The sequence below is a fragment of the Sphingomonas sp. NIC1 genome (assembly GCF_001638925.1).
GTDB classification, from domain to species: domain Bacteria; phylum Pseudomonadota; class Alphaproteobacteria; order Sphingomonadales; family Sphingomonadaceae; genus Sphingomonas; species Sphingomonas aquatilis.
Genome location: NZ_CP015521.1, coordinates 788,869 through 809,360 on the forward strand (window position 1 = coordinate 788,869; position 20,492 = coordinate 809,360).

General features: G+C 68.6%; 17 protein-coding genes. 10 read left to right on the forward strand and 7 right to left on the reverse strand.

The window, feature by feature from the left end; genetic code table 11:
* Positions 1–70 precede the first annotated feature (70 nt).
* The gene (locus A7E77_RS03940; protein WP_063686014.1) at positions 71–3,073 is read left to right on the forward strand and encodes a PAS domain-containing protein; all 3,003 of its coding nucleotides are present in this window, start codon (positions 71–73) and stop codon (positions 3,071–3,073) included.
* Positions 3,074–3,120: 47 nt separating this feature from the next.
* On the opposite strand, the gene A7E77_RS03945 is transcribed toward A7E77_RS03940, so the two are convergent.
* Complete coding sequence (locus tag A7E77_RS03945) at positions 3,121–3,621, reverse strand: methylated-DNA--[protein]-cysteine S-methyltransferase (RefSeq protein ID WP_063686016.1); 501 nt, start codon at positions 3,619–3,621, stop codon at positions 3,121–3,123.
* A gap of 41 nt (positions 3,622–3,662) precedes the next feature.
* A complete protein-coding gene (locus tag A7E77_RS03950) occupies positions 3,663–4,079 on the reverse strand; it encodes a DUF3597 family protein (protein ID WP_063689703.1) in 417 nt (138 codons plus the stop codon).
* 147 nt (positions 4,080–4,226) lie between these two features.
* Between A7E77_RS03950 and A7E77_RS03955 the strand changes: the two genes are divergently transcribed.
* Positions 4,227–4,817 (forward strand): DUF4142 domain-containing protein, encoded by a 591-nt coding sequence (locus A7E77_RS03955; RefSeq protein WP_078462217.1) that lies wholly within the window; start codon positions 4,227–4,229, stop codon positions 4,815–4,817.
* A gap of 19 nt (positions 4,818–4,836) precedes the next feature.
* Here A7E77_RS03955 and A7E77_RS03960 read toward each other — a convergent pair whose 3' ends face one another.
* Positions 4,837–5,208: a reverse transcriptase-like protein gene (locus A7E77_RS03960; RefSeq protein ID WP_063686019.1), complete on the reverse strand. Its 372-nt coding sequence runs from the start codon at positions 5,206–5,208 to the stop codon at positions 4,837–4,839.
* 73 nt (positions 5,209–5,281) lie between these two features.
* On the opposite strand from A7E77_RS03960, the gene A7E77_RS03965 reads away from it, so the two are divergent.
* The 7 genes from A7E77_RS03965 to treY all read left to right on the forward strand — a co-directional run bounded on the left by A7E77_RS03965 (position 5,282) and on the right by treY (position 14,686).
* Positions 5,282–5,533, forward strand: coding sequence for a glutathione S-transferase N-terminal domain-containing protein (locus A7E77_RS03965; protein WP_017979726.1), 252 nt, complete (start codon positions 5,282–5,284; stop codon positions 5,531–5,533).
* 16 nt (positions 5,534–5,549) lie between these two features.
* A complete protein-coding gene (locus A7E77_RS03970) occupies positions 5,550–6,101 on the forward strand; it encodes a DNA-3-methyladenine glycosylase (protein ID WP_063686020.1) in 552 nt (183 codons plus the stop codon).
* A 235-nt stretch (positions 6,102–6,336) separates the two neighbouring features.
* Positions 6,337–6,582 (forward strand): hypothetical protein, encoded by a 246-nt coding sequence (locus A7E77_RS03975; protein ID WP_063686021.1) that lies wholly within the window; start codon positions 6,337–6,339, stop codon positions 6,580–6,582.
* Positions 6,583–6,688: 106 nt separating this feature from the next.
* Positions 6,689–8,812, forward strand: a complete 2,124-nt coding sequence (gene glgX, locus A7E77_RS03980) for a glycogen debranching protein GlgX (RefSeq protein WP_226341840.1) — start codon at positions 6,689–6,691, stop codon at positions 8,810–8,812.
* The gene (treZ, locus tag A7E77_RS03985) at positions 8,809–10,503 is read left to right on the forward strand and encodes a malto-oligosyltrehalose trehalohydrolase (RefSeq protein WP_063686025.1); all 1,695 of its coding nucleotides are present in this window, start codon (positions 8,809–8,811) and stop codon (positions 10,501–10,503) included. Before glgX ends, treZ begins: the two co-directional genes overlap by 4 nt.
* Positions 10,500–12,395 carry a 4-alpha-glucanotransferase gene (gene malQ / locus A7E77_RS03990; RefSeq protein WP_063686027.1) on the forward strand — a complete coding sequence of 632 codons (1,896 nt, stop codon included), beginning with the start codon at positions 10,500–10,502 and terminating at the stop codon, positions 12,393–12,395. The genes treZ and malQ overlap by 4 nt, the downstream gene beginning before the upstream one ends.
* Positions 12,392–14,686 (forward strand): malto-oligosyltrehalose synthase, encoded by a 2,295-nt coding sequence (gene treY, locus A7E77_RS03995; protein WP_063686029.1) that lies wholly within the window; start codon positions 12,392–12,394, stop codon positions 14,684–14,686. Before malQ ends, treY begins: the two co-directional genes overlap by 4 nt.
* On the opposite strand, the gene nhaA is transcribed toward treY, so the two are convergent.
* Entirely contained in the window at positions 14,660–16,057 is a 1,398-nt protein-coding gene (gene nhaA / locus A7E77_RS04000) for a Na+/H+ antiporter NhaA (RefSeq protein ID WP_063686030.1), read from the reverse strand. The genes treY and nhaA overlap by 27 nt on opposite strands.
* Before the next feature lie 115 nt (positions 16,058–16,172).
* Between nhaA and A7E77_RS04005 the strand changes: the two genes are divergently transcribed.
* Positions 16,173–17,438, forward strand: coding sequence for a hypothetical protein (locus A7E77_RS04005; protein ID WP_063686033.1), 1,266 nt, complete (start codon positions 16,173–16,175; stop codon positions 17,436–17,438).
* Positions 17,439–17,457: 19 nt separating this feature from the next.
* Here the strand turns inward: A7E77_RS04005 and A7E77_RS04010 are convergent, their stop codons facing one another.
* From A7E77_RS04010 to A7E77_RS04020, 3 genes are all read right to left on the reverse strand, one after another.
* Positions 17,458–18,903, reverse strand: a complete 1,446-nt coding sequence (locus A7E77_RS04010; RefSeq protein WP_063686035.1) for a sugar porter family MFS transporter — start codon at positions 18,901–18,903, stop codon at positions 17,458–17,460.
* A gap of 124 nt (positions 18,904–19,027) precedes the next feature.
* Positions 19,028–20,056 (reverse strand): LacI family DNA-binding transcriptional regulator, encoded by a 1,029-nt coding sequence (locus A7E77_RS04015; RefSeq protein ID WP_063686038.1) that lies wholly within the window; start codon positions 20,054–20,056, stop codon positions 19,028–19,030.
* A gap of 149 nt (positions 20,057–20,205) precedes the next feature.
* Complete coding sequence (locus tag A7E77_RS04020; RefSeq protein ID WP_063686040.1) at positions 20,206–20,442, reverse strand: hypothetical protein; 237 nt, start codon at positions 20,440–20,442, stop codon at positions 20,206–20,208.
* Positions 20,443–20,492 lie beyond the last annotated feature (50 nt).

Consider the following 20,492-nt stretch of genomic DNA (forward strand, 5'->3'; position numbering starts at 1 on the left):
CCATACCGATCCGACGAATTGGTCTGCCTAAGGGTTTGACTCGCGCCCAACCCCGGCCCATTTCAACACCATGCCCGCGTTGCGTCCGAAACAGACCCTTGATTCCGCTCCCCAATGGCCGCTCGGCGGCGGAGAGTGCGGTGCGCTGATCCGCGATCATGACTGGTCCGCGACTCCGCTGGGGTCGGTAGCCAACTGGTCGGGCGCGCTGCGCACGACGGTCGCCAATATCGTCAACTCGCCGGTGCCCAAGGTGCTGATGTGGGGGCCGGCCAACGTCCTGATCTATAACGACGCCTACACCGCCATCGCGGGTGACAAGCATCCGGCGGCGCTCGGCGGCACCGCCGAAGGCGTCTGGCCCGAAATCTGGGACTGGAACCGCGCGATCCTCGATCGGTCCGCGACCGGAGAGGTCGTCGCCTATCGCGACCAGCCGATGACGCTGCTGCGCGACGGCGTACCGCAGACCTTCTTCTTCGACCTGTTCTACACCCCCGTCTACCTCGACGACGGCACGGTCGGCGGCGCGATGTGTACGGTGATCGATAATACCGCTCGCGTCAGCGCGGAAGTGGCGGTCGCGCACAGCGTCGCCGAATTGCGCACCATCACCGACGCCTTGCCGGTCCTCATCTCGTATCTCGACCGCGATCTGGTCTACCGTTTCGCCAACGGCGCCTATCAGCAGTGGTTCGGCCGTACGCCGGATCAGATGGTCGGATGCCACCTGCGCGAGGTGCTGGGCGAGGAGAGCTACGCCGAGCGCCTGCCGTTGGTCGAACGCGCGCTCGCCGGTGAACCGATCGCATCGGAAGGACGGCTGCCGCATCGCGACGGCAGTTTCCATCGCGCCGACATCCGGTACATCCCCCGCCTCGGTGACGATGGCGACGTGCTGGGCATCCATGTCCTGGTGACCGACGTCGAGGAGCGCGCGCAACGCGAAGCGGCGGTCCGTCGCAGCAATGACCGCTTCCGCGGCGCGATGGAGGCGGTCCACGGCGTCTTGTGGACCAATTCGCGGGATGGTCAGATGACCGGCGAGCAGCCCGGCTGGGCGGCGCTGACCGGGCAATCGCGCGAAGACTATGCCGGCTATGGCTGGGCGAACGCCGTCCATCCCGAGGATGCCGATGCGACCGTCGCAGCCTGGAATGCCGCGGTCGCCGCCAAGTCGGTCTTCGTGTTCGAACATCGCGTCCGCCGCCATGACGGCGCGTGGCGCAACTGCCTGATCCGCGCGCAGCCGATCACGGATGCCGACGGCGAGATCGTCGAATGGGTCGGCGTCCATACCGACATCACCGAACAGCGCGCCGCCGAACAGTCGCTGCGCGATCAGGCCGAGCATCTGCAACGCCAGGTCCGTCATCGCGAACGGGCCGAGGAACAGCTGCGCCACCTCAACGAACATCTCGAAGCGCGCGTCATCTCCGAAATCGGCGAGCGTCGCCGCGCCGAGGCGGCGCTGGCCCAGGCGCAGAAGATGGAGACGATCGGCAAGCTGACCGGCGGCGTCGCGCACGATTTCAATAACCTGCTGCAAGTCGTGTCGGGCAACCTTCAGCTGCTCGCCAAGGATATCGCCGGCAACGATCGCGCCGAACGCCGCGTCGCCAATGCGATGGCCGGCGTGTCGCGAGGGTCGAAGCTCGCCGCGCAGCTGCTCGCCTTCGGCCGGCGGCAGGCGCTGGAACCCAAGGTCGTCAACGTCACCCGCTTCGTCCAGGGCATGGACGACATGCTGCGCCGCGCGATCGGCGAGGGTGTCGAGGTGGAGACGGTGTTCGGCGGCGGCCTGTGGAATTGCTTCATCGATCCTGCGCAGATCGAGAATGCGCTGCTCAACCTCGCGATCAACGCGCGTGACGCGATGAGCGGCCAGGGCAAGCTGACCATCGAACTGTCCAATGCGCATCTCGACGACGACTATGCCCGCACCCATGACGAGGTCGAGCCGGGCCAATACGTCATGCTGGCGGTGAGCGACACGGGCACCGGCATGACGCCCGACATCGTCGACAAGGTCTTCGAACCCTTCTTCTCGACCAAGTCGGAGGGCAAGGGATCGGGCCTTGGCCTCTCCATGGTCTATGGCTTCGTCAAGCAATCGGGCGGCCATGTGAAAATCTATTCGGAGCCCGGCCACGGCACGACGATCAAACTGTACCTGCCGCGCAGCATGGACAGCGAGGATGTCGAGGTCATCGTCAACACCGGCGCGATCGAGGGCGGCACCGAAACGGTGCTGGTCGTCGAGGACGATGACGAGGTGCGCGCCACCGTCGTCGAGATGCTGGGCGATCTCGGCTATCGCGTCCTGAAGGCGGTCGACGCGCAAAGCGCGCTCAGCGTCATCGAAAGCGGCATCCCGATCGACATGCTGTTCACCGACGTGGTGATGCCCGGCACGCTGAAGAGCCCGGAGCTTGCACGCAAGGCGAAGGAGCGGCTGCCCGAACTCGCGGTGCTGTTCACCAGCGGCTATACCGAAAATTCGATCGTGCATGGCGGCCGCCTCGACGCCGGCGTCGAGCTGCTGTCGAAGCCGTACACGCGCGAGGCGCTGGCGCGGAAGTTCCGCACCGTGCTGGCCAACCAGCGCCAGCGCAGCGCCAGCCTCGCCGCGCGCGACCTGACCACGGCGCCGGCCCCGCTGCGCAGCGCTGCGGGTGCGGCGGGACAGGTCACGGTGCTGCTGGTCGAGGATGACGAGGTGATCCGCGCGACCACCGCCGAAATGCTGCAGGCCTGCGGCTATGTCGTCGTCGATGCGGCGAGTGCGGAGGATGCCGCCACGGCGCTCCAGACCGTGCCGATCGACGTGCTGGTCACCGACGTCAATCTGCCCGGCGCCTCCGGCCCGGCCTTCGCGGCCCGCGCGCGCGATCTGCGTCCGGGCGTCGGCATCGTCTTCGCGACCGGCGACACGGCGGGCGTGCCCCCGGGCACCGGCGCGGTGCTGCTCGCCAAACCTTATGGTGCCGATGCGCTGCAGGCCGCCATCGCCGCAGCGCGAACGGGCGAGACGCCGGTGCAGGCGCGCAAGCTGGAACGCGAGGCGGACTGACGGGACGGAGTGACGGGACGGACCGGCGGAACGGGGCGAACGCGCCCTCAGCCGAACGGCAGTTCGCCGTCGCGTCGTTCCAGCGCCAGCAAGTGCGCCTTCGCCGTCATGCCGCCCGCAAAGCCGGTCAGCTTGCCCGTCGATCCGACGACGCGGTGGCAGGGCACGATGATCGAGATCGGGTTGCGCCCATTCGCCGCGCCGACCGCCCTCGACGCATCGGGCCGGCCCAGCGCCAGCGCGATCGCGCCATAACTGCGGGTTTCGCCATAGGGGATGGTCAGCAGCGCCGCCCACACCGCCTTTTGAAAGTCGGTGCCGCGCATATCGAGCGGTACGTCGAACACCCGCCGCTCGCCCGCGAAATAGGCCGTCAGCTGCGCGGTCGCCGCCCGTAATATCGGATGGTCGTCATGCGGCACGAGCGCAGGCAACGGCACCCGCCGCGGATCGTCATCCGGCCACAGCACCGCGACCAGCCCGGCGTCACTCGCCACCAGCGTCAGAACACCCACGGGGGAATCGAGGCGCATGGCGGCGAGCGTCATGGTGTCCGGGCTAACCCGAACGCCGACATCGGGAAAGCCCGTCAGTTGCGCAGCGAATCCGGCACGATGCCGCCATTCTCGGCCAGCTTTGCCATCACCGCCTTGTGCAGCGCGATATTCTGTTCGGCGCTGCCGTCCTCGCCCGCATGGACACCCAGTTCCTGCCCCAGCTCACGCCGCGCGGCGAGGCTGGAATCGAGGTCGAGCAGCTTCAACAGGTCAACGATCGACGATTGGTAATTGCCTCCGCCATTCTTCATCGTCGCCATTTCCGAAAGCACCGCGCCGACATCGACCGGCGCCGCGGGCGTCGGCGCAGTGGCGGCAGGGGCCTGCGGCGGCGCAGAGGTCGGCTGCGGCGCCTGCGGTGCAGCCTGGGCCGGCGCCGGGGTCGGAGCGGCCGAAGCGGCGGGCTTATGGCCGAAAACCTTGCTCATGATGCTGCCGAAGATGCTCATCGTCATGCTCCCGTTGCGTCGCCGAAGCAGCGACCGTCGCGCCATCAAACGTCGATGCGCGCCGAATGCTCCCCGCGCCGGAACGCAGCGCCGCGTCCGAACGTTGGCCACCCCGGATTGAGGGAGTGGACAATGTCTAAGAATTTCATGGGGATCGCGTCGGTCGCAGCGCTCGCGCTGGCGCTGTCCGCCTGCGGATCGCGTACCGACACCGCCAACAGCGCGGACGCCACGATGGCGAATGACACCGCGGGCTTCGACGCGGCCAACGCCGGTGCGACCGGCGCCAACATGGGTGCCGCCTCGCGTCCCGCCGCGGGCCAGACCTTCGTCAACACCGCAGCGGCGAGTGACGCATTCGAGATCGCCAGTTCGAAGCTCGCGCTCGACAACAGTTCGTCGGCCGCGATCAAGAAATACGCCAACCAGATGATCGCCGCCCATACCGCGTCGACGGACAAGCTGAAGGCGACCGTTTCGGGCCTCAGCCCGGCGATCACGCCCGATCCGACGCTCAACGCCGATCAGCAGGAAAAGCTCGATTCGCTGAAGGGTCTGACCGGCACCGCCTTCGACACCGCCTATATCGCGGCGCAGCAACAGGCGCACCAGCAGGCCTATGACATGCTGACCGCCTATGGCGCGAGCGGCGACGTGCCTGCGCTGAAGACCTTCGCCTCGGGCCTCGCCCCCACCGTCGCGGCGCACCTCAACATGGCAAAGGGCCTGAAGGCCTAAGCCACGCCCGGCATCCTGCTCAGCGCGGATGACGCCGCGCGAGCGCGATGCCGGCCAGATTCTTCGATCGCGGTACATGGCGGACATGGACGCGATCGAAGCTCTCTCGCGCCCTTACCCAGGCGTCACGATGCGGCAGCAATTGCGGGCTGCGGCATGCCCAGCGCCCCAATGCCTGTTCGACGATGGTCCGCGCATCGCCGATGAACAGCACGTCGCGTGCGCCCACAGCGGTGGCGATCGCCGCGGCATAGCGCAGCGCCAGCCACTCCGCCGTGCAATTGTCGCCGACGCCCATGTCGTCCCGAATGTAGCTGTGGCCATGCGCCACCACGCCAATCTCCATCCGCGCTGGATCGCCGCGCGCCCCGCCGTCGAAATACAGCGTCATCCGCTCCCTTGCGGAACGGCGCTGGCCCTCCACCTTTATGTCCCCGAACACCGCAGATTCGTCAGGAGCCGTCATGACCGATACCCGCAAGGCCGTGTTGCACCGGATGGTGCTTGCCGACCATATCTGCCCGTTCGGCGTGCGCGCCAAGCAGATCCTGCAATCCGAAGGGTTTGAGGTCGAGGACCATATCCTGCGGACGCGCGAAGAGGTCGACGCGTTCAAGGCGGAGCGCGGCCTCGCGACCACGCCGTTGATCGAGATCGACGGAGAGGTGATCGGCGGCAGCGACGATCTGGAGCGCTGGCTCGCCAAGGTCGATTGAGCGCGACACCCGCGCCATGCCGGCGCCCGCGGTCGCCTTCGATCGTGACGTCGAACAGGTCGCGCGGGCGCTGATCGGCGCGACCCTGCTGGTCGATGGCGTCGGCGGCACGATCGTGGAGACGGAGGCCTATGACGCCGACGATCCCGCCTCGCACAGCGCGCGCGGCCCCTCGCCGCGCAACGCCGCGATGTTCGGGTCGGCGGGACGCGCCTATGTCTACCGCAGCTACGGTATCCACTGGTGCTTCAACATCGTGTGCGCGCCCGGCAGCGCGGTGTTGATCCGCGCGCTCGAACCCACGCACGGTCTCGATACGATGATCGCGCGCCGCGGCCTCGCCGATCCGCGCCTGCTTTGCGCCGGGCCGGGGCGACTGTGCCAGGCGCTCGGCATCGATGCGCGGCTCGATCACGCCCCGATCGATGCGCTACCCTTCACGCTGATCCCCGCCACCAGCGCAGCGCCCCTGCACGCCGGCCCGCGCATCGGCATCACGCGCGCGATGGACACGCCATGGCGCTTCTGTCTCGCCGGTTCGCGCTACCTCAGCCGGCCTGCGCGTTAGACAGAACCACCTGCGATCCGTCATTGCGAGCGCAGCGAAGCAATGACGCAAAGTGGGCAGCTCAAACCGCCCACGCCAAAGCCGCCGACGATCGGCAAGATACACCAGCTTTCGGCGTCTTTCGCACTCCGCCAAAACCAGAAACCGCAGATTTCCGCCATTCCAGTGTTTGGCATGCATAATGCACTACCACAGTCGCAGCCGCATCGGGCTGTCGCCTTTGGGAGGAAAGTCCATGTTCGCCACCACGCTCGCCGCCGCCATCCTGTCGATCACCACGCCCGCCGCCGCGCCGGCACCGGCCCCCGCAGCACCCGCCGCCGGCCAGAGCGACGCGGCCGCCCAGCCCGCCAAGGGCCGGTACAATCCGCGCGTCTGCATCGTCGAACGCCCGACCGGGACGATGCTGACTCAGAAGACCTGCAAGCCGCTCGAAGTTTGGCGTCATACCGACGGTATCGATCCGCTGCCCGGCAAGTGATCCTCCGGAATGCCGACCGCACGCCCGCCTCATCGCGGGATGTGCGGCCGGGCTGCGATCGACGGGGACCTTCCATGCTGCGCCTGCGTTCTCGCTGGCACACATCATGGGGGTCCTCATCTTGCACAGCCTGCCCGACCGGCTCGACGCCGGCTCGCCCTATCCGCTCGGCGCGACGTTCGACGGCCTCGGTGTCAATTTCGCGGTCTATTCCGCCAATGCCGATGCGATCGAGCTGTGCCTGTTCGACGCCACCGGCAAGCGCGAGCTGAAGCGCATCGCCCTGCCCGAATGCACCGACGAGGTGTGGCACGGCTATCTGCCCGACGCCGGCCCGGGCCTGCTTTACGGCTATCGCGCGCATGGCCGCTACGAGCCCGAGAACGGCCACCGCTTCAATCCCAACAAGCTGCTGCTCGATCCCTATGCCCGCAAGCTGCACGGCCAGATCAAATGGACCGACGCGCTGCACGGCTACAAGGTCGGCCATCCGAAGGAGGACCTGTCCTTCGACAAGCGCGACAGCGCGCCCGCCATGCCCAAGGCGGTCGTCGTCGACGATCATTGGGATTGGTCGCGCGATACCAAGCCCAACACGCCCTGGTCCGAAACCGTCATCTACGAGGCGCACGTCAAAGGCCTGACCAAGCTGATGGAGCTGGTCCCGCCGAACGAGCGCGGCACCTATGCCGGCCTCGGCCATCCCGCGGTCATCGCGCACCTCAAGCGCATCGGCGTCACCGCGCTCGAACTGCTGCCCATCCACAGCTTCACGCAGGACCGTTTCCTCCAGGAAAAGGGCCTGAAGAACTATTGGGGCTATAACACGCTCGGCTTCTCCGCGCCGGAACAGGCGTATATGGCGTCGGACAGCCAGGACGAGCTGCGTCGCGCCGTCCACCGCCTGCACAAGGCGGGGATCGAGGTGATCCTGGACGTCGTCTACAACCACACCTGCGAAGGCAGCGAAAAGGGCCCCACCCTGTCATGGCGCGGGCTCGACAACGCCAGCTATTACCGCCTGGTCAAGGACCAGCCGCGCTACAGCATCAACGACACCGGCACCGGCAACACGCTGAACCTCAGCAAGGCGCGCGTCATCCAGATGGTGACGGACAGCCTGCGCTATTGGGCAACCAGCTTCGGCATCGACGGCTTCCGCTTCGACTTGGGCCTGACGCTGGGGCGCGAAGAGCATGGCTTCGATCCCGGCGCCGCCTTCTTCGACGTCGTCCGGCAGGACCCGGTACTCGGCCGCCTGAAGCTGATGGCGGAACCGTGGGACGTCGGCCCCGGCGGCTATCAGCTCGGCAATTTCCCGCCCGGCTTTGCGGAGTGGAACGACAAATATCGCGACACCGTCCGCCAGTTCTGGCGCGGCGATGCCGGCCAGCGCGCCGATCTCGCCGCGCGTCTGTCGGGATCGGGCGATCTGTTCGACCGGCGCTCGCGCCGTCCCTGGGCGAGCATCAACCTGCTCTCGGCGCACGACGGCTTCACGCTCGCCGACACGGTGATGTACGAAGAGCGCCACAATGAGGCGAACGGCGAGGACAATCGCGACGGCCACGACAACAACCATTCGCGCAACTGGGGCCACGAAGGGCCGACCGACGATCCCGCGATCAACGATGCGCGCGGACGCGTGCAACGGTCGATGCTGACGACGCTGCTCGCCTCGCTCGGTACGCCGATGCTGGTCGCGGGCGACGAATTCGGTCGCACGCAACAGGGCAACAACAACGCCTACTGCCAGGACAATGCGATCAGCTGGCTCGATTGGGACGCCGCGGCGACGCCCGAAGGCCAGACGCAGATCGATTTCGTCGCCCGCCTGACCGACCTGCGCCGCCGCTACGCCGTGCTGCGCGCGCCGACCTTCCTCTACGGGCAGGATACGCCCGGACAGGGCGTCAACGACATCGAATGGTGGGACGAGCGCGGGCAGCAGCTCAGCGCGGAGGATTGGCAGAACCCCGAGGGCCGCGCGCTGATGATGCGCCGGGCCAGCCGCAATGCGGCCGGCGAGCTGGACGTCGTGTCGCTGTTGCTCAACGGTTCGCCCGATCCCGTCACCTTCCACCTTCCCCCGCCGCACGCGACGCGCATCGTCCTGATCGACAGCGCCAAGCCCGATCAGGGCGAGGTGGAGATCGAGGACGCCTACGAGGTCGCGCCGCAAGGCGCGGTCCTCCTCACCTGGACCGGCGCGTTCGAGGACCAGGCATGACCAAGTGCTGGGGCGCGGCGCCGCTGGACGACGGACGCACCCGCTTCGCGCTCTGGGCGCCAGACGTTGCTGGCGTCGAGCTGGAGATCGACGGCGCCCCGCCGGTCGATATGGAGGCGGGCGACGACGGCTGGTTCGTCGCGACGACGCAGGCGCCCGCCGGCACGCGCTATCGCTTCCGCATCGGCGACACGATCGTCCCCGACCCCGCGTCCCGCGCGCAATCGGGCGGCGTTCATGGCTGGAGCTTGGTCATCGACCCGGCCTATCCCTGGACGGTCACCGACTGGCGCGGGCGACCGTGGGAAGAGACGGTGCTCGTCGAGCTGCACCCCGGCCTGCTCGGCGGTTTCCGCGGCGTGATCGACCAGCTCCCCGCCCTCGCCGCGACCGGCATCACCGCCATCGAACTCATGCCCGTGGGTGCCTTCGGAGGTACGCGCGGCTGGGGCTATGACGGCGTGCTGCCCTATGCGCCGCACGAAAGCTACGGCGCCCCCGCCGATTTGCAGGCGCTGGTCGACGCCGCGCACGGCTTCGGCCTCTCCGTCTTCCTCGACGTCGTTTACAATCACTTCGGTCCCGACGGGAATTACATCGGCCAATATGCCGCGGGCTTCTTCGATGCCGAGGTCCACACGCCCTGGGGCGGCGCGGTCGCGACGCACGAAGAGGCCGTGCAGCGCTTCTTCGTCGACAATGCGCTGATGTGGCTGCGCGACTATCGCATCGACGGCCTGCGCTTCGACGCGGTCCATGCCATCGCCGACGACGCCTTCCTTGACGCCATGGCCACGGAAATCCGCGAGGCGCTGCCCGATCGCCACATCCACCTCGTCCTCGAAAACGAACGCAACGATTCCGCACGGCTGCGCGATGGCGGCTATGACGCGCAGTGGAACGACGATTTCCACAACGTCCTCCACGTCCTGCTGACCGGCGAAACCAGCGCTTATTACACCGACTTCGCCGATCGCCCGGCCGAGCGTCTCGCCCGCTGCCTGGCGGAAGGCTTCATCTATCAGGGTGAAGGATCGGCGAACCACGACGGCACGCCGCGCGGCACGCCCAGCGCGCACCTATCGCCGACCCGCTTCGTGTCGTTCCTCCAGAACCACGACCAGATCGGCAATCGCGCGCTCGGCGAGCGGCTGACCGTACTGACCGACCCCGCCAAGCTGCGTGCCGCGACCGCCTTGCTGCTGCTCGCCCCGCAAATCCCCTTGCTGTTCATGGGCGACACGGACGGCAGCGAGACGCCCTTCCTGTTCTTCACCGATTTCCACGACGAGCTCGCCGATGCGGTGCGTGAGGGGCGGCGCAAGGAATTCGCCAATTTCGACGCTTTCGCCGATCCGCAGGCGCGTGAACGCATCCCCGATCCCAACGCCCGCAGCACCTTCGACGCATCGCGGCCCGAGCCCGGCCCCGACGCCGCCACATGGCGTGCGCTGTACCGCGACCTGATCGCACTGCGCATGACGCACATCGTCCCCCACCTTGCGGGCGCGATGGCGATCGGTGCGGAGGCGACCGGCGACGCCGCAGTCACCGCCCGCTGGCGCCTGGCTGACGGCAGCACGCTCACCATCGCGCTCGACCTCGCCGACACGCCCGCGCCGCTTGCCGCGGGCGACGGCGACCTGCTGCATGCCGAGGGCGACCGCTTCGCCGCCTGGATCGCGCGATGAGCGATCTTGCCGCACGCGCCAAGGTTGCCGGCATCGCGGTGCAGTGGGAGGATGCGACCGGCCGCCAGCGCACCGTCGCCGACGATACGCTCGCCGCCATTCTCGACCGGCTCGACCGCTCGACCGACGGCGAGGCGACCTTCGTCACCGCCGATGTCGGCATGCCGATCGTCACGACCGCCGCCCCCGGCGCCGCCACGCTGGCGCTGGAGCATGGCCCCCAGCGTATCGTGCAGGTCGCGTCCGACGGCACCATCCCGCCGATCAGCGAACCCGGCTATCACCGGCTCGACACCGCGCGCGGCGCCATCACCCTCGCCGTCGCGCCACGCCGCTGCGTTCCCGCGCCGCCCGGCCACAGCTGGGGTCCCGCGGTTCAGATCCCGGCGCTTCGCGGATCGCGCACCGCCCCATACGGCGACTTCGCCAGTCTTGCCGAGGCCGCCCGCGCGTTTGCCGGTGCCGGAGCCGACGCGCTCGCGATCAGTCCGACGCACGCGCTCTTCCCCGCCGACCCGTCGCGCTTCAGCCCCTATGCCCCGTCGAGCCGGCTGGTCCACCACGCCCTGCTCGCCAGCACCGCCGACGATGACACGGACTCCGGCGCGCTGATCGACTGGCAAGCCGCCCTCCCCCACCGCCTGACTGCGCTGCGCCACGCCTTCGACCGCGCAACCCCGGACGAGATCGCCCGCTTCGACGCCGCCGCCGCCCACCGTCCCGACTGGCAGCAGCACGCCCGTTACGACGCGATCCACGCCCATTTCTTCGCGGAGAGCGGCGCGCATGGCTGGCAGGACTGGCCCGCCGCCTATCACGATCCCACCGCCCCGGCTGTCGAAGCCTTCGCGCGGGAGCATGCCGACGCCGTCCGTTTCTATAGCTTCCTGCAATGGCGCGCCGACACCGGCCTTGCCGACGCGCACGCCGCCGCGCGCGACGCCGGCATGCGCATCGGCCTGATCGCCGACCTCGCCGTCGGCATGGATGCGGGCGGCAGCCATGCGTGGAGCCGCCGCAGCGACCTGCTGACCGGCCTGTCGATCGGCGCGCCGCCCGATCCGCTCGGGCCGCAGGGGCAGAATTGGGGCATCACCGCGCTCTGCCCGTTCGCGCTGCGCCGCACCGGCTTCGACGCCTTCATCCGCACCGTCCGCGCGGGCCTGGCGCACGCGGGCGGCATCCGTATCGACCACGCCCTCGGCCTGTGCCGGCTGTGGGTCATTCCAGAGGGCGGCAGGCCCGGCGACGGCGCCTATCTCGCCATGCCCTTCACCGATCTGCTCCGCATCCTCGCCATCGAATCGCATCGGGCGAACGCGATCGTCATCGGCGAGGACCTCGGCACCGTGCCGCCCGGCTTCCGCGACACGCTGACCGCGCGGGGCATCTATGGCATGCGCGTCCTGCCCTTCGAACGCGACGCGAAGAGCTTCACCCAGGCCAAGGCATGGGACGCCTGCGCCGTCGCCATGACCGGCACGCACGACACCGCGACGCTCGCCGGCTGGTGGACCGGGCGCGACATCACCTGGGCGCACAAGCTGAAGCGCAGCGACAGCGACGAACCCAGCGACCGCCTGCGCCGCATCGGCGAAAAGAAGGCGCTATGGACCGCCGCCACGCAGGCCGGTGTCGCCAGCGGCCCCGTGCCGCACGACGCCACGCCCGCGATCGACGCCGCGCTCGCCTTCACCGCACAGGCACCCTGCCCGCTCACCATCGTGCCGCTCGAGGACCTGGTCGGAATCGAGGAACAGCCCAACCTGCCCGGCACGACCGACGAACACCCCAATTGGCGCCGCCGCATGCCCGACACGACCGAGGCGCTGCTCGCCCGGCCAGAGGTCGCCCGCCGCACCGCCATCCTCTCGCACAAGAGCCCCGCATGAGCCCCCGCGCCACCTATCGCCTGCAATTCCATAAGGGCTTCACCTTCGCCGACGCCGAGGCGCTGGTCCCCTATCTCAACCGGCTCGGCATCAGCCACCTCTACGCCTCGCCGATCACCACCGCGGCAGCCGGCTCGATGCACGGCTACGACGTCATCGACCCCACGACGATCAATCCGGAACTCGGCGGCGAGGACGCCTTCCGCAGCCTCGTCGCCGCGCTCAAGGCGCGCGACATGGGGCTGATCATCGATATCGTCCCCAACCATATGGGCGTTGCCGGGGGCGGCAATGCATGGTGGAACGATGTCCTCGCCCGCGGGCAGGACAGCGAACACGCCCCCGTCTTCGATATCGACTGGAGCCGCCCGATCCTGCTCCCGGTGCTCGGCGATACGCTCGACACCGCGCTCGCCAACGGCGACATTGCGGTCGAGGGCGATCAGATCGTCGCCTATGGCGAACATTGTTTCCCGATCCGCCCCGAAGACCGGGGCAACACCGCCGACCTGCCCGCACTGCTCGACCGCCAGCATTATCGCCTCGCCAGCTGGCGCACCGCGAATGACCTGCTCAACTGGCGCCGCTTCTTCACCGTCAACGACCTCGCCGGCGTCCGCATTGAAGACCCCGCCGTGTTCGAGGCGACGCACGCGCTGTATTTCCGGCTGTACGACGAAGGGCTGATCGACGGCGTCCGCATCGATCACGTCGACGGCCTGACCGACCCGATCGGCTATTGCCGCACGCTGCGCGACCGCCTCGGCCCCGATGCCTGGATCGTCATCGAGAAGATCCTCGGCGCCGGCGAAGGCCAGCCCGTCGGCTGGGGCGTCGATGGCACCAGCGGCTACGACTTCATGGAGCAGGTCGCGACGCTGATCCACGATCCGCTCGGCGCCCTGCCGCTCGAGGAGCTGTGGCAGGACATGAGCCACCGCTACCTCGATTTCGAAGCTGAGGAATTCGCCGCACGGCAGGACCTGCTCGCCTGGCAGTTTGCGGGGCAGCTCGACGCCTGCGTCGCTGCCTTCGTTGCGCTCAACACCGATTCCGCCGTCACGCCCGCGATGCTGCGCCGCGCGATCGAGCGATTGTTGTGGGTCTTCCCCGTCTATCGCACCTATGGCACCGGCGATGCCGCCCCGGGCAGCGACGCCGCGATCCGCGGCGCGGTGCGCGAACGCGTCGCCGACCTCATCCCGCCGGGCGAGGCGCATGTCGTCGACGCGATCCTCGCCTGGCTCGCCGGCGAAGGGCCGGGCGATGCGGCCGACGCGGTGCGCCGTTTCCAGCAGCTCTCCGCACCGATCGCCGCCAAATCGGTCGAGGACACCGCCTTCTACCGTTCCGGCCGCCTGCTCTCTCGCAACGACGTCGGCTTCGACGCGACGATCCTCGGCATCGGCGTCGGCGCCTTCCACGAGCTGATGGCCGCCCGCGCGCGCGACGTGCCGCACGCCATGCTCACCACCGCGACGCACGACCACAAGCGCGGCGAGGACGTCCGCGCCCGCCTTGCCGCACTCAGCGTCATGCCCGACGCGTGGCGCACCCGCGTCGAGGCATGGGACCAGCTCTCCTGGGCCTGGGATCACGACGTCTCGGGCGCCGACCGCTACATGCTGCTCCAGACCATCGTCGGCGCCTGGCCAGACGAGGGTGCGACGCCCGATTTCGCCGACCGCATCAAGGCCTGGCAGCAAAAGGCGCTGCGCGAGGCGCGCCTCCGCTCGTCATGGGAAGCCCCGGACGAGGCCTATGAAGCCGCCGCCGCCTCCCTCACCGATGCCGTCCTCGCCGACCCGCGCTTCGTCGCGGAGGTCACCGCCTTCGTCGCCGACCTGGCGCCGATTGCAGACGCCAACACGTTGATCCAGACGCTGCTCCGCTACACCGTGCCGGGCGTGCCCGACCTGTATCAGGGCACCGAGCTCGCCGACCTCAGCCTGGTCGATCCCGACAACCGCCGCCCCGTCGATTATGCGCAGCGTCAGGCGCTGTTCGACGCACCGCACGCGCCGGCCAAGTTCCGGCTCATCGCCGACCTGCTCGCCCGGCGCCGTGCCGCGCCCGCGCTATTCGCCGACGGCGACTATCGTCCGGCACAGGTCAAGGGCAGCGACCGCATCCTCGCCTTCAGCCGCCACCATGCCGGCGCCACGCTCCGCGTCGCCGCGCTGATCCGCGCCACCGAAATTCCGGACGCGACGATCCGCTTCGCCGACGGCACCACCTGCACCGCCGCCGACCTCTTCACCACCTCACCGGTCTGGTACGCGCTCGGCTGAGCGCGTTGCCAGCCAGAAGATGGCATAGCCGAACAGGCCGGACACCAGCGACGCGCACAGGATCGCCAGCGACGCCAGCTCGGTCTGCGCCACGTCGGTGAAGGCCAGTTCGGTGATGAACAGCGACAGCGTGAAGCCGATCCCGGCGACGCCACCGATCCCCAGCACCATCCGCCACGTCACCCCATCGGGCAGGCGCGCGCCCAGCACGCGTGTCGCGATCCATGTCGACCCTATGAAGCCCAGCGGCTTGCCGATCGCCAGGCCGGCGACGATGCCCAGGCTCAGCGGTGCATGCAGCGCCTCGGCGATCGCGTCGGGCGACAAATGGATGCGCACGTTGGACAGCGCGAACAGCGGCAGCACGACATAGGACACCCACGGCGTCAGGATGCGCACCAGCCGCTCCGCCGCCTCGTCCGTCGCCGCGACCATTTCATGGATGTACCCCAGCTTCGCCTCGACCGCTTCCTCCTTTTCCTCCGCCTCCGCGGCGTCACCCGCACGCGCCTGTTCGGATTGCGCCGCGCGCAACTCGTCCAAGGGCCGCTCGACGCGCTCGGCGAAGTCGCCATGGCTGAGCCGCGACCGCGTCGGCAGCAACAGGCCGACCGCCACGCCCGCGATCGTCGGATGCACACCCGATCCGAACACCCCGATCCACACCACGGCTCCGAGCAGCACATAGGGGATCGACGCCACCCAGCGCAGCCGCAGCAGCGCGACGATGCCCAGATACGCCGCGGCCGCCACCCCCAGGAACACCGGCTGCACCGACGCGGTATAGGCGAAGGCGATCACCAGCAGCCCGAACACATCGTCGATCGCCGCGAACGCCAGCAGCACCGCACGCACGGCGGGCGGCAATCGCGTCGTGAACATCGCGACGACCGCCAGGCTGAACGCGGTATCCATCGCCGCCACCACGCCCCAGCCATGCGCGGTCGGCGTGCCCCAGTTGAACGCCAGATAGATCGCCACCGGCACCACCAGCCCGCCGATCGCGCCCGCCACCGGGAACAGCGCGGTCTTGCGCGACGCGAGCGATCCCTTGACGAATTCGCGCTTCACCTCCGTCCCGATGATCAGGAAGAACAACGGCATCAGCAGGTCGTTGACCCATTCCGCCGCCGGCCGCGCGAACGCCCAGGCGCCATAGCTCAGCCGGATCGGCCGATCCCATAGCCGCACATAATCCGCACCCCAGGGCGAATTGACGACGATCAGCGCGACGAGCGAGGCGATCAGCAACGGCCCGCCGGACACTTCGCCGATCGCGAAGAATGGCCCGATCCGCTCCAGGATGCGCGCGGCGGGGGAATGATGCGCCCGGGCTTCCACCCGCCCGGACAGGCGCGGAGCAAGGCCCATGCGATCTCCTGATGGCATAAGTGCCACCCTCCATACGGCTCAGCCCCGCGTGCGTTCCGTAGCCGAAGCGCAACGTCATCAGCCTGTTAACCATTCCGCGCCTAATAGGTCGACAATGGACAGCGCATTCCTGCGCGACACCGATGCCGTACGGACCCGATCGATGCGCCTCACCGCCCCGCTTCTCGCCCTCGCCACCGTCCTGCCGGCGTTGCCTGCCGCGGCGCAAACGGTGACGCCGCTTGCGGAGGCGCGGCTGCGGTACGAACATGTCGAACAGGATGGCCTGCCGCAGGATAGCGACGCGGTGACCGTGCGGCTGCGTACCGGCGTGCAGGCTGCGATCGGCCGCCTCTCCGGCCTCGTCCAGGCGCAGGGGAACCTCGCGATCCTGCCCGACTATTTCGACGGCCTGCACGGCCCCGCCACGCTGCGCCCGCTGATCGCCGATCCCGACAGCGTCGCCATCTATCGCGCGCAGGTGCGCTATGCCGCGCCGGGCCTCGCGATCACCGCGGGGCGACAGGTGATCCAGCTCGACGACGAACGCTTCGTCGGCGCGGCCGCGTTCCGCAACAACGGCCAGACCTTCGACGCCGTGCGCACCGAGATCACCGCCGTGCCGGGCCTGAAGGCCGACGTCAGCTATGTCTGGTCGGTCCGCACGGTGAACGGCATCGAAGGGCGCGGCGCGCGGCCGACCGCGATCGGCGGCAACACCGTCCTCGCCAACCTCGGCTGGGATTCGCCGATCGGCAAGGTCACGGGCTTCGCCTATCTGATCGATGAGGACGAAGCGGCGGTGCAGGGCTATCGCCTGTCCAGCCAGACCTATGGCGGCCGCCTGGCCGGCGCGCAGCCGCTCGGCACCGCCAAGCTCGCCTATCAGCTCAGCTATGCGCGCCAGTCCGACTATCACCGCAACCCCAATATGTACTCCGCGGATTACTGGCTCGCCGATCTGTCGCTCGATCTGAACGGCCCGAAGGTCGGCGGGGGCTATGAAGTGCTCGGCGCGGGCCGTGGCGCCAGCGCGGGCGCCGCATACGCCAGCTTCCAGACGCCCTTCTCCGCAATCTTCAAGTTCCAGGGCTGGGCCGACAAGCTCACCACCACCCCCGCCGACGGCATTCGCGACGCCTATGCGAGCGCCGGCTGGGGGTGGAAGCAGATCGGGACGCTGAAGGCGGTGTCGCTGACCGCCGTCTACCACCGGTTCGACAGCGACCGCCTGTCGCGCCGCTATGGCGACGAACTCAACCTGCTCGCCAGCGCCAAGCTCGGCAAGACGACCGCCAGCCTACGCTACGCCGATTATCGCGCCGACCGGCTGTTCACCGACACGCAAAAGCTGTGGATGCAGCTCGACTGGGCGCTGTAACGCCAGCGCCCGGTCGCCCTTATCCCTGCATATCCTCGAGTTCGCGCCCGCGCGTTTCGTGGACCAGCTTCTGCACGAACACGAACGAGATCGCCGCGAACAGCGCATAGCCGGTGTAAGTGACCGCCAGCCCCGGCGACACGGCGAGCGCCGGGAAGCTGACCGAGATCGCCGCATTGGCGATCCACTGCGCAAAGCCCGACACGGCAAGCCCCGATCCGCGGATCTGGTTGGGGAACATCTCGCCCAGCATCACCCACATCACCGGTCCCCACGACGCGTTGAAGAAGATGACGTACAGATTGGCCGCGACCAGCGCGACCAGGCCGTTATGTCCGGGCAAGCTCACCGCGCCCGCCGCATCGGTGACCGCGGTGGAGAACGCCCAGGCCACCGTCGCCAGCGTCACCGCCATGCCCGCCGATCCCACCAGCAGCAGCGGCTTGCGTCCGATCCGGTCGACCGTCGCGATCGTGAACAGGCAGGCCGCGATCGACAGCACGCCGGACAGGATGTTGATCTGCAGCGCATTGTCCTCGGTGAAGCCCACCGCCTCCCACAGCACGGCGCCGTAATAGAAGACGACGTTGATGCCGACGAACTGCTGGAACACGGCAAGGCCGATGCCCGCCCACAGGATCGGGCGAATCTTGCCCGTCGTCTTGTCGATCAGGTCGGACAGTTTCGGCTTGTGGTGATCGGCGGCGAGCGAGTTGCGGATCTCGACCACCTTGCGCTCCGCCTCGCCCGCGCCGAACAGACGCGTCAGCACGGCCTTCGCCTCGCCCTCGCGACCCTTGGCGACCAGGAAGCGCGGGCTTTCCGGAATGACGGTCAGCGCCGCCAGATTGATCGCCGCCGGGATCGCCTGCAGCCAGAACATCCAGCGCCACGCCGGAAAATCGAGCCAGAAGGGCGCGGTCGAACCGCCGGCATAGCGGGCCAGCACGAAATTCGCGACGAACGCGCCGGTCAGGCCGGTGATGATCATCACCTGCTGCACGCTCGACAGCCGCCCGCGGATCGCGGCGGGCGTCACTTCGGAAATATAGACGGGCGAGATCACGCTCGCCGCGCCGACACCCAGGCCGCCGATGATCCGCGCCAGGATGAACACGATCGAGCCGCCCGCCGCCCCTGCGAGCAGCGCGCTCACCAGAAACAGCAGTGCGGCCAGCATCATCACCCGCCGCCGCCCGATCGCGTCGGCCAGCCGCCCCGCGCCGAACGCACCGATCGCTGACCCCACCAGGATCGCGCCGACGTTGACGCCGATGCCGAGGTGGCCGAGTGAAAAGGCCGCCTCCAGCCCCTTTTGCGTCCCGTTGATGACGCCCGAATCATAGCCGAACATGAAGCCGCCGATCGTCGCCACCGCGACGATGCCGGCGATGAAGCCGTGATTGACGCCCTGCTCGGCGCCCAGATTCCCCGGGGCATGCCCCGCCCCCCGCCTGTCCGTCACATCGCTCTCCTCATGCCGGTCGTGCGCCAGCCGTGTGCAATGTGATATCGCTATCACGCCAGTCCGGGCGGTCAAGCCGTTTGGCGCGTGCCGTGGCCGTCGTGCGGAAGGCGTCGCGGCAGGCCTATCCCTCGATCACCCGCGGCCGGCGCCGTGGCGGCGCGTCGGACTGGCGCCGGATCAACGTATAGTCGAGCAGCCGCGTCGGCTCTTCGGGCGCGGCCTCGTCGCCCCCGCGCTGGCGACGCAACAGCGCGACCAGCCCCTCGATTGCCCCCCGCGCCATATCGGCGATCGGCTGGCGGATCGTCGTCAGCTCGGGCCAGATCGCGGTCGACAGCACCGTATCGTCGAAACCGCAGACGGTCAGGTCGCCCGGCACGTCCAGCCCGCGCCGGTGCGCCACCGCCACCGTCGCCGCGGCCATGTCGTCGTTCGACGCGAAGATCGCCGTCGGCGGTTCAGTGAGGTCGAGCAGCTGCTCCGCCGCATCCAGGCCAGATCGATAGGTGTACAGGCCATCGACGACCAGTCCGTCCTCGATCCCGATCCCGGCTCCTTCCAGCGCAGCCCGATAGCCGGCCAGCCGCGCGCCGCTCGCCGACAGATTGGGGTCGCCGCCGATGAAGCCAATCCGCCGATGGCCCAGGTCCATCAAGTGCCGCGTCATCGTCACCGCCGCGGCACGATCGTCGATCCCGATCGCCAGACCGCCCTCGCCCGCGCGCCCCGTCGCCAGTCCGACCATCGGGACGCCAGCCTGGGCCAGCAGGTCGAGCAGCGCCGGCGATTCGCACAGGGGCGGTGGCAGGACGATGCCGTCGATGCCGCCCTTGATCATGTGCCGTGCCACCGCCAGCTCGTGATCGTCGCCGATCTCGCATTTCTCGATCACGATCTGCACATCGTTGCGGCTTGCCTGGTCCAGGCTGCCGAGCAGCATTTCGGACAGAAAGCCGCCCGACGGATTGTTGTACAGCAGCCCCACCCGCAACTGCCCCGCCCCCGCCAGGCTGCGCGCGGCGCGATTGGGCGCATAGTTCAGCGTCTGGATCGCCACGTTCACCGCATCGCGCGTCGCGGGCCGGACGTTGGTTTCGGCGTTGATGACGCGGCTGACGGTCATCGGCGACACGCCGGCGAGCTTCGCCACATCGCTGATCGTCGGTGCCGAACCCGATCGGCGGGAGGGTCGCGAGGGAGGGGGTGAGGAAGCCATGCGGGCGGATCGGGTCCCAGGAGAAACAGCCCGACCGACATGAACGCAAAAGCGCGTCCACGGCAAGCGCCACGTTGCGACCGTTACCGTACCGCTGTCCCCAATTGGTCTCCTGCCGCTCCGCCGGCTGACCCGAGCCGACGCTGGCGACTCCCCTTCCGCGTCATCATCGGCACGCCGTATCCGACGCCAAACACCAGCGAGATCACCCACATCGGGCCGCGCATCGCGCCACGCACGATCAGCACGCCGCGGCCTCCCCCGCACCCGATCACCGAAATCTCCTCCAACGACCCTTGCCGCCGGATGACGATCACCATATGGTAGCGCTATCCAGACGTTTCAGGCCTCGCCAGAAGGCCGATCTTAG

What these genes read in the sequence shown, in the direction of transcription:
- A7E77_RS03940 (WP_063686014.1), top strand. Translation starts at nt 71, where the DNA reads ATGCCCGCGTTGCGTCCGAAACAGACCCTTGATTCCGCTCCCCAATGG.
- A7E77_RS03945 (WP_063686016.1), bottom strand. Translation starts at nt 3,621, where the DNA reads ATGACGCTCGCCGCCATGCGCCTCGATTCCCCCGTGGGTGTTCTGACG.
- A7E77_RS03950 (WP_063689703.1), bottom strand. Translation starts at nt 4,079, where the DNA reads ATGAGCATCTTCGGCAGCATCATGAGCAAGGTTTTCGGCCATAAGCCC.
- A7E77_RS03955 (WP_078462217.1), top strand. Translation starts at nt 4,227, where the DNA reads ATGGGGATCGCGTCGGTCGCAGCGCTCGCGCTGGCGCTGTCCGCCTGC.
- A7E77_RS03960 (WP_063686019.1), bottom strand. Translation starts at nt 5,208, where the DNA reads ATGACGCTGTATTTCGACGGCGGGGCGCGCGGCGATCCAGCGCGGATG.
- A7E77_RS03965 (WP_017979726.1), top strand. Translation starts at nt 5,282, where the DNA reads ATGACCGATACCCGCAAGGCCGTGTTGCACCGGATGGTGCTTGCCGAC.
- A7E77_RS03970 (WP_063686020.1), top strand. Translation starts at nt 5,550, where the DNA reads ATGCCGGCGCCCGCGGTCGCCTTCGATCGTGACGTCGAACAGGTCGCG.
- A7E77_RS03975 (WP_063686021.1), top strand. Translation starts at nt 6,337, where the DNA reads ATGTTCGCCACCACGCTCGCCGCCGCCATCCTGTCGATCACCACGCCC.
- glgX (WP_226341840.1), top strand. Translation starts at nt 6,689, where the DNA reads ATGGGGGTCCTCATCTTGCACAGCCTGCCCGACCGGCTCGACGCCGGC.
- treZ (WP_063686025.1), top strand. Translation starts at nt 8,809, where the DNA reads ATGACCAAGTGCTGGGGCGCGGCGCCGCTGGACGACGGACGCACCCGC.
- malQ (WP_063686027.1), top strand. Translation starts at nt 10,500, where the DNA reads ATGAGCGATCTTGCCGCACGCGCCAAGGTTGCCGGCATCGCGGTGCAG.
- treY (WP_063686029.1), top strand. Translation starts at nt 12,392, where the DNA reads ATGAGCCCCCGCGCCACCTATCGCCTGCAATTCCATAAGGGCTTCACC.
- nhaA (WP_063686030.1), bottom strand. Translation starts at nt 16,057, where the DNA reads ATGGGCCTTGCTCCGCGCCTGTCCGGGCGGGTGGAAGCCCGGGCGCAT.
- A7E77_RS04005 (WP_063686033.1), top strand. Translation starts at nt 16,173, where the DNA reads ATGGACAGCGCATTCCTGCGCGACACCGATGCCGTACGGACCCGATCG.
- A7E77_RS04020 (WP_063686040.1), bottom strand. Translation starts at nt 20,442, where the DNA reads ATGGTGATCGTCATCCGGCGGCAAGGGTCGTTGGAGGAGATTTCGGTG.